Below are 14,301 nucleotides of genomic sequence, written 5' to 3'. Positions count from 1 at the left end.
ACGTAAGGGCCGGGCAGCTTTCCGCGCTTGTCAATCGCCGGACCGATGTGTTGGCTCGAGGGCGTAGGCGAGGTATGGGCGGCGGATTGAGCGGTCGTCGGCCAGACGGCGGCGGACGTCGCGCTGGCCGGCAGCCCGGGTGTAAATGGGCATCACGGAGGTCTCGGCTCGCTGCGGTGGGCGGCGAGTACGGAACCGACGATGATCGCCGCGAGCCCGAGGACCGCAGCCATGCTGATCTGCTCGCGCAGGAAGACCACGCCGAAGGCGACGGCGAATGCGGGTGAGAGATAGAAGGCGAGCGCGGCGCGGGCAGGTCCGATCTGGGTGATGAGCTTGTAGAAGAGCGCGAGCGTCGCGCCCGTGCAAGCGATCCCGAGCACGAGCAGGGCCGCTGTCGCTTCCAGGCCGGGCAATCTGCTTGGAACCGTCGCCGAGGCGGGCACGGCCACGGCGACGGTGGTGACGAGCATGGCGGAGGTGGCGACACCGAGGGGCGGAGCCTCGGCGTACCTGCGATGTATCAGCATCGCGCCTGCGGCATAGCAGACCGCCGCGACGACGATGAGCGCGCCGCCGAGCAGCGCCAGCCGGCCTCCACGCAGGTCGACGCCAAAAAGTAGGACCAGGCCGACCAGGCCGAGGAGCACCCCGGTCAGGCCCTTCCAGCCTTGCGGGCGCTCGTCGGGTGCGAAGCAGAGGGCGAGGAGCCCGACGAACAGTGGCTGCGCACCGACCAGGATGCCGGCGACGCTCGCCGACACGTACTGCTGGCCGTAGGTGAGCAGCAGCAGCGGCGCCGTGGACTGCACCAGCACCGTCTCGATGATCGCCCGAGGGTTGCGCCAAACGGGCCGAAGCGCGTCCCGGCGTATCGCGAGGGGGAGCAGCAGAAGCGCGGCGAGGAGCACTCGGCCAAGAACGACGAGCGTTGGCGAGAGATCCCGCAGAGCGACGTTGATGAGCGGGTACACCGCGCCCCACAGGGCGGACAGGATGACCAGTTCGATCCAGGAGCGGCGGGTCACAGCGGGTCGGAGCGGGTCGGCGTACGCACGCGTTCTAGTTAATCAGCACCTGCCGGTAGAGGCTTCGCACGCAGTCGAGGCCGGTCCAGGGCAACAGGTCGATCAAGAGTTGCCGTAGGCGCTTGCGGTTGCGTTCGGATCCGGTCCGGCGCGCGAGGACGTCGGCCTGGGTGGCGGCGTGGCAGGCCTGCTCGATCTGGTTCATCTGCGTATACGCGACCGCGAGGTCGATGAAAGTGCCGGAACGTTCCCGGACGAAGTCAGCGGGCAGCAGGGTCAATGCTTCGTAGAGCGAGCGGGTCGCCTCGCTCGGACGGCTGAGCCGGGTCAGGCATCGACCCTTGAGCCGGGCGGCGTGGCAGTCGGCGTTGAAGAAGCTCAGCCAGACGGGCGTATTGGCCGCGCTGACGCCGTCGAAGACCCGTTCGGCTTCGGCCAGGGCGGTCATTCCCCGGCGAGGCTCGTCAAGGAGGCCGTACGCCTCACCGATCGCCTCACCCAGCCAGGAGTGGACAGCGGCCGGTGCGCCCTGCCCGCCGACGTCACGGGCGGTGCCCAGCAGGCTGAGGGCGGTACGGCCGTCGCCGCAGTGCAGGTGGATCTGGCTGAGAACGCCGAGACCATACGAGTGCAGAGCTCGGTCGTTCGCCTTCTCGGCGAGCGAGATCGTGAGCCGGCAGAAGCCATGTGCCTGTTGGTACCGCTGAGCGTCGATGGCGAACCAAGCCGCGAGTTGGGCGGCGTCGCCTGCGGCGCGCAGTAGCCGGTGATGGGTGCCGGTGTTGGTCGTGCGGTTGCTGACCTCCAACATCCGGTGCAGGTGAGCGCCGACATCCGCGCTCACCCGACCTGAGCCCTCCCGGTAGTCGAGATGCCGGTAGGTGTCGGTCAAGATCTCGAAGTCCTCGACGATCCGATCGGTGACCCGGGTCAGGACCGTGCCGGCGGGCAGCGGGGCGCCGGTCATGCGCTGGCCGGTCGACCGGCCAGCGTGCGGCTCCGGTTCGCTCGCGCGCAGGGCCGCTGTGTCGAGGTGGCTGTGGTCCTCGCCGCCGAGCAGGTCTCCGGCCGCGCACCGGTAGAGAAACGCCAGCTTGTTCAGTGTGTCCAACGACGGTGCCCGGCCCGCCGGGCCCGGCCAGATCTCCCAGTACGAGATTTGTTTAGCGGTCTTCGGCGCGTCCGCGTCCGGCCACTGCTCGTTCCAACGCCGCGCCACGTCAGCCTGCGTCAGGCCGTGCGCGAGGCGGAAGGCCACCCGCGGGTTGAAGCGGTACCGCTTCCGCCAGTGCGAGGCGATTTGCTGGTAGGTCCAGCCGCTGGCGCGAAGCTCGTCGGCCTCCTGCTGGTAGCTACGCGCGCTCCTCGCCATACCCGCCTCCTCTCCCGGGCCGCCGTGGGTAGCACGTTAGCGATCACCGCCGCTGTGACGGAAGCCATCCACCCGAGTACTCCCCGTGATCCGTGGAGTCCCGTCGGATCGGTGATCCCCACCAATCGGGGTCGATCTTTCTGGCTGCGGACGCGACCCTCGATCACGACGCGGATCGCCTGATCACCGGGGCATCGCCTGGCAGCACGCGATCCAAACCGGCCGGAGGCGCGGGCGCTGATGGCGTCGCACTCAAGCCGGTGGGGCGCCCACCATCTGGCGCTGCGCCCGAGCAATCGATGGGGAAGGAGAGGCTCGCTGATGTATGAGCAAAACGAGTTAGCCCGATACGGCTATCGCCAGGAGTTGGCCCGGAGGCTGCGGTTCCGGGACCTGGTCGCATATGGGGGCTCTTCGAAGTTGAGCGGGGCGCGTGGTCAGAGCTGGCCCGAGTGTGAAGGGCTCGCAGCCCATCAGTGATCATCTGAGCGGCTACTTCGGATGGTCACAAGTGAAGAGCTGCGAGCATGGTCAACGATACGACCCGGCTATTGGGCCTGGACGGCCTGGTGGCCGAGCGGGTCGAGCTGGACGCCGCCGGCGTCCCCGTGGTGAGCCTGGCCACCGGGTGTGAACAGGCGCGATGCTGCCCGCAGTGCGGGCAGCGGGCGGTGCGGGTGAAGCAGTGGACCACGACGCGGCCACGGGACCTGCCCGTCGGCGGGCGGCCGGTGAAGCTGCGCTGGCGTAAACGCCGCTGGTACTGCCCGACCCCGGCTTGTCCGCGCTCGTCGTTCACCGAGCAGGTCGCCCAGGTTCCGGCCCGCTCCCGGCTGACCGCGCGGCTGCGGGAGGCGGCCGGGGCGGCGGTCGGCGATGGTGGACGCACGATCGTGCAGGCCGCCCGCGATCACGGCGTGTCCTGGCCGGTCGTCGCCGCTGCGTTCACCGCGCACGCCACCGCGGTGCTGCCGGCCGAGCCGGAGCCGGTCACGGTGCTGGGTATCGACGAGGTTCGCCGCGGCAAGCCGCACTGGAAGTGGGACGAGCAGGCAGGCTCGTGGACCACGACCGCAGACCGGTGGCACGTCGGCTTCGTGGATCTGTCCGGCGGCCAGGGTCTGCTCGCCCAGGTTGAGGGCCGCACCACCGCCGCGGTCACCGGCTGGCTCACCAAGCGTCCGCAGACCTGGCGTGAGCAGGTCCGGGCGGTGGCGATCGACATGTGCACCGTGTTCAAAGCCGCGATCCGCCAGGTGCTGCCACACGCGGTGCTGGTCGTCGACCACTTCCACGTCGTGCAGCTGGCCAACCGGGCGGTCACCGAGGTCCGCCGCCGGGTCACCCTCAGCCAACGCGGACGCCGTGGCCGCGGCACCGACCCGGAATGGCGGATGCGTAACCGGCTGACCCGCTGCGCCGCCCGGATGCCCGGCAAGCACGTCGACCGCCTGGTCGACACCCTCGAGGCACTGCCGGTCAAGATCGGCGTGCCGATCCTCGCCGCGTGGAACGCCAAGGAAGACCTCCTAGACCTGCTCGCCACCGCCCGCACCCAGCCCAACCGGGAACACGTCCACCGGCTGCTACACCGCTTCTACACCCGCTGCGCCGCCACCAACCTGCCCGAACTGCACCGACTCGCCACCACCATCGAAATCTGGTGGCCGCAGATCCACGCATTCCTGACCACCGGCATCACCAACGCCGGCTCCGAAGGAACCAACCGCGTCATCAAGACCATCGCCCGCGACGCCTACGGCTTCCGCAACCCCGAAAACCAACGCCTACGCACCCGCACCGCCACCACCCGACGCCACCGCGGACACCTCAACCCCGCTTAACTTCGAAGAGCCCATATGGGCTGGTGTACATGGTGCCGATCGCGCCGATGGCGATCTTCGGCAGCGTGTACGCCGGCTCGGGCGGGATGGTGGCCCTTGCGTACGCGGTCGGTGTGGTGGCGTTGGTGTTCACCGCGTTCTCCTACGCGCAGATGGTCAAGGCGTTCCCGATGTCAGGCAGCGTCTACAACTACGCCGGCCGGGGCATCAGCCCGCCGGTCGGGTTCCTCGCCGGTTGGGTGATCCTGCTCGACTACGTGCTCGTGCCGGGTCTGCTGTATCTGGTGGCGTCGGTGGCGATGCACGCGACAGTGCCGGCGGTGCCGGTGTGGTTGTGGCTGCTCGGATTCGTCGCGGTCAACACGGTCGTCAACTCGGTGGGGATTCGGATGACCGCGATGGTGACCCGGGTGATGCTCGTCGGTGAGTTGCTCGTCCTGGCGGTCTTCCTCGCTGTCGCTGGTTGGGCTCTCGCCTCGGGCCGGGGCCGATTCAGTTGGGATGCGTTCTACAACGCCGACACGTTCACCTGGTCCCTCGTGGCGGGGGCGGTGTCGATCGCGGTGCTGTCCTTCCTGGGCTTCGACGGGATCAGCATGTTGGCCGAGGAGACCAAGGGCGGTTCCCGGCAGATCGGCCGTGCCATGGCCGCCGTCCTCGTCCTGGCGGGGGTGCTGTTCATCGCCCAGACGTGGCTGGCCGCGATGCTCGTCTCCGAGCCGGCCTCGCTGCTCAGCGACGGGGATCCGAACGGCACCGCCTTCTACGACGCCGCAGCCGTGGCCGGCGGAGGGTGGCTGGCGACCATGTGCGCGGTGGCGACGGCGATCGCGTGGGGCCTGCCGAACTCGATGGTCGCGCAGGTCGCCACCTCACGTCTGCTGTACGCGATGGCCCGCGACCGGCAACTGCCTGCCTTCTTGGCCAAGGTGTCCATCCGCCGGAACGTGCCGATCAACGCGACCCTGCTCACCGGTGCCGTGTCCCTGGTGCTCGGCCTGTATATGGCGACCCGGGCTGATGGGATCACGCTGCTGTCGACGCTGATCAACTTCGGGGCGATGGTCGCCTTCCTCGTCCTGCACGTCTCCGTGGTCGTGCACCACCTCATCCGCCAGCGCAGTAGCAACTGGTGGGCGCACCTGGTCATGCCCGGGATCGGGTTCGCGATCCTCGCCTACGTGGTGGTCAACGCCAACATCGCCGCGCAGCGCCTGGGCCTTGCCTGGCTCGCCCTGGGCATGGTCGTTCTCGCCGGCCTGTACCTGACCGGCCGCCGGCCCGCCCTGTCGGGTCTGGCGGCCGCGCAGCCTCACGCCCGCCACGTGGAACGGGTGTGACCGCCATGGACACGATTACCTACCGTCCCGCCCGCGACGAGTTGGCCTACACCTTCGGCGGCCGGATGCCGGTGGCCCACGTCCGCTCCGGCGACATCCTGCGGGTGCACACCGAGGACTGCTTCGGCGGCCTCGTGCGCGGGCCGGCGGACCTGCCGTCGCAGGTGTGCCGGATGCCGTACCTGAACCCGGTGTCCGGACCGTTCTTCGTCGAGGACGCCGAACCCGGCGACACCCTCGCCATCCACATCGCCTCGATCATTCCCGCCCGTGACTGGGGCATCTCCTCAACGTTCCCGCACTTCGGGGCGCTGACCTCCACCTCGCACACCGCCACCCTGCAGCCGCCACTTGAGGAGCGGGTGTGGGTGTACGACATCGACCGGCAGGCCGGCACGGTCCGCTTCCACGCCACGGAAACTGACCACACCGTCGACCTGCCGCTGGACCCGATGATCGGCACGATCGGCGTCGCTCCCGGCGGGTTCGAGGCCCGCTCCACGATCGTTCCCGACACGCACGGCGGGAACCTGGACACCGCTGAGCTGCGCGCCGGGACGACTCTCTACCTGGGGGTGGCCGTGCACGGGGCGATGCTCGCCCTCGGCGACGGACACGCCCGCCAAGGCGAAGGCGAGGCCTGTGGCGTCGGGGTGGAGATCGCCACAACCACCACCCTGACCATCGAGGTCATCAAGGGCGTCCCGACGGTGTGGCCCCGGCTGGAGACCGACGGGTCGATCATGTCGGTCGGCTGCGCCCGACCCTTGGAGGATGCCTACCGGATCGCCCACCGCGACCTGGTCGGCTGGACGAGCGATCTCACTGGCCTGGAGACCCTGGACGCCTACCAGTTGGTGTCGCAGGCCGGCAGGGCGCCGATCGGCAACGTGTGCGACCCGAACTACACGGTCCTCGCCGCCGTGGACAAGGCGCTGCTTCCGGACCCGACCGCCGCCTACACGGGGGTGCACCCCCGGTTACTGCAGCACGCGGCCGGGCTGCGGAAGGAGCCGCCGCGATGACCGCGTCGATTCCTCAGCTGCCGTTGCGGGACGAGTTGTTCCTGCTCGGCCACAACGACGACACCGGCCACCCCCACATCCACCGCCAGGCCCTCGCCCTCGGCATGGCCGGCGCGGTCCTGACCGACCTCTTCCTGGCCGCACGGATCGCCCTCGACGACTCCGAGGACGCTCGCCCGGCCGGCGAACAGCGGATCCGGCTGCACCGCGACCGGCCCGTCGGTGACCTGATCGCCGACACCGCCATCGCCTCCGTCCGCTACGCCAATCCGGCCCCGACGCTGCGGGGATGGCTGACGTGGTTCGCCGTGGACCTGTACGAACGCACCCGCGCCGGCCTGCACGCCGGCGGGATCCTGCACCGCACCAGCCGACGCCGCCTCGGCGGGCTCGCCCGCACCGACGTCTACCTCGCCACCGACAGCAAATGGGCGGTCGTGGCCCGATCCAGGCTGCGGTATCTCGCCGCCGGACGCGAGCCGCCGGACAACCACACCGCCGCCCTCGCCGGCCTCGTCACCGTCCTCAACCTGACCGCCCACCTGTACCTCGACGACACCAACGCCGTCACCGGCCAGCTGCGGGCGATCGCCGAGCAGCACCACCGACCGGTACGCGACATCACCTCCGCCGTCGACGCGGCCGTTGGTGACCTCGCCACCGCCGCCTACCGCTGACCCCCACCACAGCCTCCCGGAGCCATTGACCGTGATCCACCCACCTCACCCACCCGCGATGCCCACGGATCTGCCGGCCCGCTGGCGTCGGCGGCCCGCCGTCAGGATCACTGCCGCGCTGTCCGTGTTATCCCTGCTCGTCGTAGCTGCCCTCGCCCCCGCCTGGGCCGCCACGCGACTGTCCGCGCAGGACACCAGCGGCTGGCGGGTCACGCCGCCCGCCCATACGAGTACCGCACCGTGTGGGATCCCCGCGCCGCTGACCGCCGCCGAGCTGCGCGACCTCGCTGGGCGGAGCGCCGCAGTGCCACCCACCGCCCTACCCGCACCGCGGCCAGCCGCCGACGTGCTTCCCCAGGTGGCCGCCGAGGCAAGCTGCGACGTCCCAGGTCGGTTCTCGTTCGTGCAGATACGGCAATGGGCCGCCGACACCCGCATCGACAGCGGACGCGCGACCAGCACTGTCGTGGTCTTCCAGCATCGGCACTGGCGCGCCGACAACGGGTCCGGACGGGCCGTCAGCCTGCGCCACCCGCCCGGCTCACATCCCGCCACCGATGAGACCTACCCGCCGGGCACGATCGACGGGGTGATCGGCCCGATCGCCCTCGACCCCGCCGGACTCAGCGGGCAGATTGCCAGCATCTCGCCGCTGTTCCTCGGTCCGTCGGCGGTCCTGGATACCATCGCCAGCCTGACGTCGTGGCGCACACCCGACCGCGACGCACGCACCGCGATCCTCACCCTGCTGAGTCACACCAACGGGCTCACCTACCACCCCGCCGTGCGAGACCGCGCCGGGCGCACAGGTGCCGGCGTCAGCGCCACCGGCGACGACGGGGCAATCCGCGGCCTGCTCATCCTGCACCCCAGCACCGGCGAGGTCCTCACCTACGAACGCGCCCACTTCACGCCATTAAGGCGCGGCCACACCCGCACCGGCGACGTCGAGGACTACCTGCTGTTCAGCATCCACACCCGCACGAGCACCACCAACACGCCCTGACACCGCGCCGCTAATCACGCGGCAACTCCCGTCCGTTTCCGGACTGTCGAAGGGATCCTCATGGACGGCACTGCTCGCATCCGCGCCGGCCGCTGGGCCGACAGAGACATGGCCGCCACGCTCATCGCCGACGCCCTGCACCCCGACCCGCTGGCCACCTGGCTGGTGCCCGAGGCGACCCACCGGCGCCGCATCCTCACCGAGGTAGCGGCGATCTGGGTGGAACACGCCATGTTCTACGGCGAAATTCACGTCACCGACGACCTGAACGCCGCCGCAGTCGATTTCCACCGCTACCGCAGCATCCCGCCACCGGCGAACTACCGCAGCCGCCTCGCCGACGCCGCCGGCGACCACGCTGACCGCTTCGAGATCCTCGACGGGCTGCTCAGCGCACGCCGGCCCACCGAACCGCACTACCACCTGGCGTTCCTCGCCGTCGCGCCCGCCGCCCAGCGGCGAGGTATCGGCGCGGCGATGCTCGCCCACCACCGCGACAGACTCGACCGCGTCGACCTGCCCTCGTGGACCGACACCACCGGCGAGTGCCAGAACGTCTACACCCGCTACGGATACACCCCGAAGGACGCCATCCGGCTGCCCGCAGGCCCGGTCATCACCCCGATGCGCCGCACCCCCACGTCGGGCCCCGATCCCCTGAACACCATCAGCGCAGCCGGTGGCTCGCAGGCCAGCGGTCTGGGCGTTTGATCCACGCGATGGCCTCACGAACCGAACCGTGGCCGATCTGCGCCACGTCACACGTGGTCCTGGACGAGACCGTGCCGATCCCGGACGAACCCGACGAGCGTCGTGCCCGCCGCAACGCCCTCGCCCCCCCGCTGACCCCAGAACTCAAGCCCAGGACCGATCCGACATGCCACACCCCCGCAAGTACCCGCGAGATCTCATCGACGCCGCGGTTTCCCGCGTACACCAGCAGCGCGCGGCGGGCGACCACCGTGCTGTCACCGCTGTGGCCGAAGAGCTGAACCTGCAGCGCCGGCTCGTGCAGAAATGGGTCAGCGACGCACGTCAGGCGGCCGAAGCGTCAACTGCCGCGCGGGAAGGACCCGCTCTCCAGCGGGCCGACGACGCCGACCCGTGGGAGGTGGTGCTGCCGCCGGGGCTGCTGTGGTGTCGCCTCTGCGCCCAGCCCATGACCGCTTTTATGGACTGCGACGAGGACCTCGTCTACGACTGCCCACCCGGGTGTTGCCGCCCCGGCCTACCCGCTGTGCTCGTGGTGGATGCCATCGGCCGCGCCGTGCTGCGTCACGCACCCCGCATCGTGCCCACGACGCTGGTCCACCCGCACAGCCCACTGATGGGCGCGGCCTGCGCCGGACGGGTCATTAGCCGCGTGACTGCCGGGCGCACCTGCACCGATCTGCGCATCACCTGGCGACCCGTCGTCACCGGTCTCGTTCCGGTCACCGAATATGTCGAACTCGCCCGCAGCCTTGCCGCCAGCAATCCCGCTCACGCCCGGGAACTCCTGCACGCCGCGCTGGCCGCCGTCGACCCCATCACTGCGCCGGCCGACCCGCTTCACGCCGACGCCGCCTGCATCCTCGGCGAGGTGCTCATCCGTCTCGGCCACCCCAGTGCGGCGATCCGCTGGGCCACCTACGCCCACCACGCAGGCACCCACCTGCACGGCCCCGCCGCCGGCACCACCCTGACGGCCCTGCACACTCTCGCCACCGCGCACCGCTTGGTCGGGCATCACCAGCGCGCCTATCACCTCTACCGCCACCTCGCCGAGCAACTCGCCACCACCGCCGGGCCCGAGGCGCACCGCACCCTCGCCGCGCAGGCGTCTCTCGCCGTTGTTCTGCACCAGCTCGGCCACTGCGCCCGCGCGCGGACGCTGCTCGCCGACACCATCACCGCCCACCGACACGCACATCCTGGGCACCCCGCCAGCGACCGGATGGTCGGGCACCTGGCCGGATGTGGCAGCACTGCGCCGAGCAGCGACACCAACACCCGGACGTGGGATGACAGATGGTCGGGACGCAGCCAGGCCAGAACGATCCGGACCAGCTAGCAGAGATTGGCCCAGGTCACCGAGTGGCTCGGCGGTAAGTGCCCGCTCCAGCAATCCCGGCTGGCCCGAGCCCTGTCGAAGGTGACTCCGCCGGCACTCTTCAGGCGTCCGCTGCCCGATCTGTGCGACCGGTCAGAAGGGCAGAGTCGTTTCGGCGCGGCACCGTGTACAGCGCGGTGACGTAGTTGTCGGCCACCATCCCGCCGGGCTGGCCGGCGACCACCTCGGCGACGCCGTCGAGGAACGCCTCTCGCCGGTCAGCGCTCATCTCGCGCACGTTCGGGAAGGTCCCCCACAGCCCGCGCGCACGGTGCGGCGTCAGCTGGTGCTCCCAGCGGATCATCTCGACCCGGACGGGACCGAACCAGTCACCTGCCCGCAGTCCGCCGTGCGTTCGGCGACCCGCAGGGAAGCTGGCACGCCCGCCGGGCCGCGCCCCTGCGCCGGTAGCCACCGTCGGTAGAGCGCGTTCAGGTCCGCACGCCAGGGCGGGCTGCGCTCGGGGGCACCGAAGACGGTCCACCACACCGCCAGTCCTCCGCCCGGCCGGACCAGGCGGGCCAGCCGCCGCACCGCCGCGCCAGCGCCCAGCCAGTGCAAGGCGGTGGCGCAGACCGCCAGGTCGAACGGGTGGGCGGGCAGCGGCACGGTGGCGAAGTCACCCTCAATGACGGTCACGTCGTGGCCCGCCATGTTCGTCCGCAGCCGGGCTGCCAGGCGGCCCCCGAGTTCCACCGCCAGCACCGACGCACCGGCGGCCACGAGGGGACGGGTCACCTGCCCGGTTCCGGGTCCGATCTCCAGGACGCGGGCACCGGGCCGCAGCCCGCAGTCGGCAAGCACCTCGTACACCCGCCGCGGATATCCCGGCCGCGCCGCCTGGTAGTTGTCCGGATCCTCGTCGAAGCTGCCCCGCCGGCTCAACCGCTGGTCGTCACCGCCCACAGCGCGAGCGTATTCGCTCGCGTGACCGGTATTCCGGCCCTGCGGGCCGTACACGCTCAGCCGCTACCGTTTCGGTGAGGGTAGGTCTCACCCCGCCTTGCGGGAACCGCGGCTCCTCTGGTTGATCTTCTTCGCGACGGCATCGGCGGCATCCTGGTGCAGTTGTTTGGTGACGCTCTGGTATGTGTCGCGGGTCAGGGTCGTGGTGGAGTGGCCAAGTTGGTCGGAGAGGACCTTGATGTCGACGCCGGCGTCGAGGGCAATGGTGGCGGCGCTGTGGCGCAGGTCGTGCAGCCGGATCGGCGGTAGGCCGGCTTTGCGGACGAGCCGGCGGAAGCGTTGGGTGACGGCGTTGGGGTGCCAGGGCTGCCCGTCGGGACGGACGAAGAACAGTCCGGTGTCGGGCCACGCCGGGCCGGCGGCGAGTTGCCATTCGGCGCGGCGGGCCTTGTAGGCGGTGAGGACCTTGGCGGTGTCGGTGTCGAGGGCGACGTCGCGGTTGCCGGCTCTGCTCTTCGGGGGTTTCTGCACGGGGGTGTAGCCGTGGGTGGCGATCTGGTTGTTGATGGTGGTTTCCCGGCGGTGCAGGCGGACCTCGCTGTCGCGCAGTCCGCAGGCTTCGCCGCGGCGGGGCCCGCGGTAGGCCATGTAGTGCCACATGGGATGCAGGTCCGGGGCGTGTCGGGCGGCGTGGTCGAGGAAGTCCACGACCTGGGCGTCGGTCCACACCATCACCGGTCCGGGTACCTGTCCGGTTTCCTTCCAGCGTTGGACGCGTTCGTCCTCCCACACGATCGGCAGCGGCCGGTCACCCGGGGTCTTGACCAGGGCGGCCGGGTTGGAGCCGACGATCAGTTCGTCGGCGAGGGCGTCGTTGATGGCCTTGCGCAGGCAGGCGCGGATGCGCTGCCGGGTCGTGGGGCCGGTGGGCCGCACCCCGGCCGCGGACCTGCGCACCGCCGGGTCGGGGCTGGTCTTCGCGGCGCGGATGTCGTCGTTGCGGCGTTCAATCGCGGCGAACATGGCACGGACGTGGCTGGTGCGTAGCTTGTCCAGCGGGATCTCGCCGAGGTGCGGGATCAGGTGCACCCGCACGATGGACTCGTAGCCGCGCAGGGTGTTGTCGTCCACGGCGAGGTGGGTCAGCCAGCCGGTGAGGTAGTCGGCGACGGTGGGCGCGTCAGCGAGGGGGCCGTCGCCGCGCAGCCGCTGGCGGATCCGGTCGACCTCGGGCAAGGGCCGTTTGGCGCGTGCGGCGTTCTGGAGCAGGTCGCCGATCTCGGTGCGGCGGCGCCGGTCGCCCTTGGCGAGGGCGAGCAGTTGGCGCGCGTGGTCGAGTTCGTCGGCGGCGGCCCGGCGGGTGGGCAGGCCGGAGCGGCGTAGCTGCCGGCGCCCGCCGTCGGCGGTGGGTGGGAGTTCGAGTTGGTAGGTCCAGTGGCCGTGCTCGGAACTCCAGGAGCGGTTGGCGCGGCGCAGTTTCGGGCAGTCGTTGCCCAGTGGCTTGCCAGTCTCCGGGTGGCGGCAGCCGCAGCGTTTGAAGATGCTTCCGTCAGGCATGGCAGGTGGTGCTCCTCGATCAGGTGGGGGTGCATCGGTTTGCGCTGATCGACATCCACGCGTGATCCGCGGACACGATCAAGTCGCCGGGACCGTCGTACGACGGTCCCGGCGCAAGGTCGGGGCTGGAAGAGAACCGCGCGCGTTGGCGCGGCGTGAGGGCTGGGGCGGGATGGGCTCCCGCCAGCGCGGAGGGCGCCTACGGTGGGGCACTCGTGGCACCGGCGGCACGCTCCGGCGTGGTCCCCGGTTCGTGCAGGTGCAGCGCGGCGAGCAGCGGTGCCGTCGGTATCCGGTAGCGGGCGCCGACGCGGAAGTGCGGCACGGGGAACGCGTCGCGGCGGATCAGCTTGTAGGCGGCAGAGCGGGACATGCCGAGCACCGCCGCCGCGGTGACCAGGTCCGTGCTGACGCCCAGGCCGTGGATTCGCTCGGCCGTCCACGCCGGCTCCCGCTCACCGGCAGCCGGCCCTTCCCCGGACCGCGGTGGCACGGTTCGATTGCGTCTGGACGATCTCATGGTCATCTCCTCGGCGGTAGGCACGGGCGTACAGGTCAGGCCCGGGGTGCGCAGCGGGTAAGGCTGGATGCTGGAGACGGGCTCAACCCTCACCGCCGGATCGCAAGAGCAGATCCGATGGGTGCTCGATCTGGTCCCGGCGACATCCAGCACGGCCGGCCGGTACGACTCAAGCGGCGCTTACCTCGGTGCTCGCCCATGTCGATGTCGGCTCCGCGCCGGACCGGTCGGGCGCTGACATCTGTAAACCGGCGTCTGTGTGCTCTGGCGAACGCCTGCCTGACTCACCGCCACTCACGAGGGCTCACAGGGCTGCCCGGCCGGCCGCTCGCCGGGCCAGCGCGCGGTTGTGCCATCGCCTCGACGCCAGCCCCCGGGACAGTGGCGGAAGTCGATGACACGGCGGGTGATGTGACGGCCCACGGGCGCTCCGACCTCGTGCCCGCCGACGGCTCGACAGTGGTGTCAACGTGTCACACACCGCCTCGGCGACAACTGGCCGGGCACTCATGGACGTCGATGACAAGCTGTCCGCGGACATGTCCGCAGCCGACGGGCGCCGACACAGCTGGCGGGCAGTTGAAACACCCGTCCATGCGACGCGGCGATGTCATGCCGGTTTGGCCATCGCCGCCACAGGACGGACTCTCGTCGTCGACGCCAGTGCCATTTCAGGCTGGCGAAACGCGCGAGACTGCGTTGTCCCGGGCCTGCTCAGAGATCCCGCCGGACACCTTGTCAACGATCAACATCGATGACATGCGCGACGTCGCGGACGCCGGGCCGGACACGGAGGACACGCTGCGCCCACCTCGATGCCATGGCCGCGCGCACGACGCCGATCTCCACTTCTCAATTCCATCTGACCGCCGCTGAACGCGTGCCCGGACAAAGTGGCACGGCGCTCATGCCGACGTTCCTGTCCTCGCGGACG

Annotated in this window: 14 protein-coding genes; 8 read left to right on the top strand and 6 right to left on the bottom strand. The window is 70.5% G+C overall.

Going from position 1 to position 14,301, the window contains the following annotated elements; all coding sequences use genetic code 11:
• Positions 1 to 152: 152 nt before the first annotated feature.
• Positions 153 to 1,028 (bottom strand): DMT family transporter, encoded by an 876-nt coding sequence (locus O7601_RS09720; RefSeq protein ID WP_281565862.1) that lies wholly within the window; start codon positions 1,026 to 1,028, stop codon positions 153 to 155.
• A 34-nt stretch (positions 1,029 to 1,062) separates the two neighbouring features.
• Positions 1,063 to 2,400 carry a hypothetical protein gene (locus tag O7601_RS09715; protein ID WP_281565861.1) on the bottom strand — a complete coding sequence of 446 codons (1,338 nt, stop codon included), beginning with the start codon at positions 2,398 to 2,400 and terminating at the stop codon, positions 1,063 to 1,065.
• 527 nt (positions 2,401 to 2,927) lie between these two features.
• On the opposite strand from O7601_RS09715, the gene O7601_RS09710 reads away from it, so the two are divergent.
• The 8 genes from O7601_RS09710 to O7601_RS09675 all read left to right on the top strand — a co-directional run bounded on the left by O7601_RS09710 (position 2,928) and on the right by O7601_RS09675 (position 10,345).
• Positions 2,928 to 4,244 carry an ISL3 family transposase gene (locus O7601_RS09710; protein ID WP_281565860.1) on the top strand — a complete coding sequence of 439 codons (1,317 nt, stop codon included), beginning with the start codon at positions 2,928 to 2,930 and terminating at the stop codon, positions 4,242 to 4,244.
• A gap of 29 nt (positions 4,245 to 4,273) precedes the next feature.
• Positions 4,274 to 5,584 (top strand): APC family permease, encoded by a 1,311-nt coding sequence (locus O7601_RS09705; protein WP_281565859.1) that lies wholly within the window; start codon positions 4,274 to 4,276, stop codon positions 5,582 to 5,584.
• A complete protein-coding gene (locus tag O7601_RS09700; protein ID WP_281565858.1) occupies positions 5,581 to 6,609 on the top strand; it encodes an acetamidase/formamidase family protein in 1,029 nt (342 codons plus the stop codon). The genes O7601_RS09705 and O7601_RS09700 overlap by 4 nt, the downstream gene beginning before the upstream one ends.
• Positions 6,606 to 7,286, top strand: coding sequence for a GPP34 family phosphoprotein (locus O7601_RS09695; RefSeq protein ID WP_281565857.1), 681 nt, complete (start codon positions 6,606 to 6,608; stop codon positions 7,284 to 7,286). The genes O7601_RS09700 and O7601_RS09695 overlap by 4 nt, the downstream gene beginning before the upstream one ends.
• 358 nt (positions 7,287 to 7,644) lie before the next feature.
• Positions 7,645 to 8,292 carry a hypothetical protein gene (locus tag O7601_RS09690; protein WP_281565856.1) on the top strand — a complete coding sequence of 216 codons (648 nt, stop codon included), beginning with the start codon at positions 7,645 to 7,647 and terminating at the stop codon, positions 8,290 to 8,292.
• Positions 8,293 to 8,352: 60 nt separating this feature from the next.
• Positions 8,353 to 9,003 carry a GNAT family N-acetyltransferase gene (locus O7601_RS09685; protein WP_281565855.1) on the top strand — a complete coding sequence of 217 codons (651 nt, stop codon included), beginning with the start codon at positions 8,353 to 8,355 and terminating at the stop codon, positions 9,001 to 9,003.
• A gap of 8 nt (positions 9,004 to 9,011) precedes the next feature.
• Positions 9,012 to 9,284 carry a hypothetical protein gene (locus O7601_RS09680; protein ID WP_281565854.1) on the top strand — a complete coding sequence of 91 codons (273 nt, stop codon included), beginning with the start codon at positions 9,012 to 9,014 and terminating at the stop codon, positions 9,282 to 9,284.
• A complete protein-coding gene (locus tag O7601_RS09675) occupies positions 9,269 to 10,345 on the top strand; it encodes a hypothetical protein (RefSeq protein WP_281565853.1) in 1,077 nt (358 codons plus the stop codon). Before O7601_RS09680 ends, O7601_RS09675 begins: the two co-directional genes overlap by 16 nt.
• A 100-nt stretch (positions 10,346 to 10,445) precedes the next feature.
• Here O7601_RS09675 and O7601_RS09670 read toward each other — a convergent pair whose 3' ends face one another.
• The 4 genes from O7601_RS09670 to O7601_RS09655 all read right to left on the bottom strand — a co-directional run bounded on the left by O7601_RS09670 (position 10,446) and on the right by O7601_RS09655 (position 13,367).
• Positions 10,446 to 10,613 carry a hypothetical protein gene (locus O7601_RS09670; RefSeq protein WP_281565852.1) on the bottom strand — a complete coding sequence of 56 codons (168 nt, stop codon included), beginning with the start codon at positions 10,611 to 10,613 and terminating at the stop codon, positions 10,446 to 10,448.
• Positions 10,614 to 10,684: 71 nt separating this feature from the next.
• Positions 10,685 to 11,290, bottom strand: a complete 606-nt coding sequence (locus O7601_RS09665) for a methyltransferase domain-containing protein (protein ID WP_281565851.1) — start codon at positions 11,288 to 11,290, stop codon at positions 10,685 to 10,687.
• An 87-nt stretch (positions 11,291 to 11,377) separates the two neighbouring features.
• The gene (locus O7601_RS09660) at positions 11,378 to 12,847 is read right to left on the bottom strand and encodes a site-specific integrase (protein WP_281565850.1); all 1,470 of its coding nucleotides are present in this window, start codon (positions 12,845 to 12,847) and stop codon (positions 11,378 to 11,380) included.
• A gap of 199 nt (positions 12,848 to 13,046) precedes the next feature.
• The gene (locus tag O7601_RS09655) at positions 13,047 to 13,367 is read right to left on the bottom strand and encodes a helix-turn-helix domain-containing protein (RefSeq protein ID WP_281565849.1); all 321 of its coding nucleotides are present in this window, start codon (positions 13,365 to 13,367) and stop codon (positions 13,047 to 13,049) included.
• Between the last annotated feature and the right edge of the window lie 934 nt (positions 13,368 to 14,301).

Origin of the sequence: Verrucosispora sp. WMMD573, assembly GCF_027497175.1 — a bacterium.
GTDB lineage: Bacteria > Actinomycetota > Actinomycetes > Mycobacteriales > Micromonosporaceae > Micromonospora.
The sequence above is the reverse complement of the archived record's forward strand: the minus strand, read 5'-3'. Positions and strand labels throughout refer to the sequence as shown.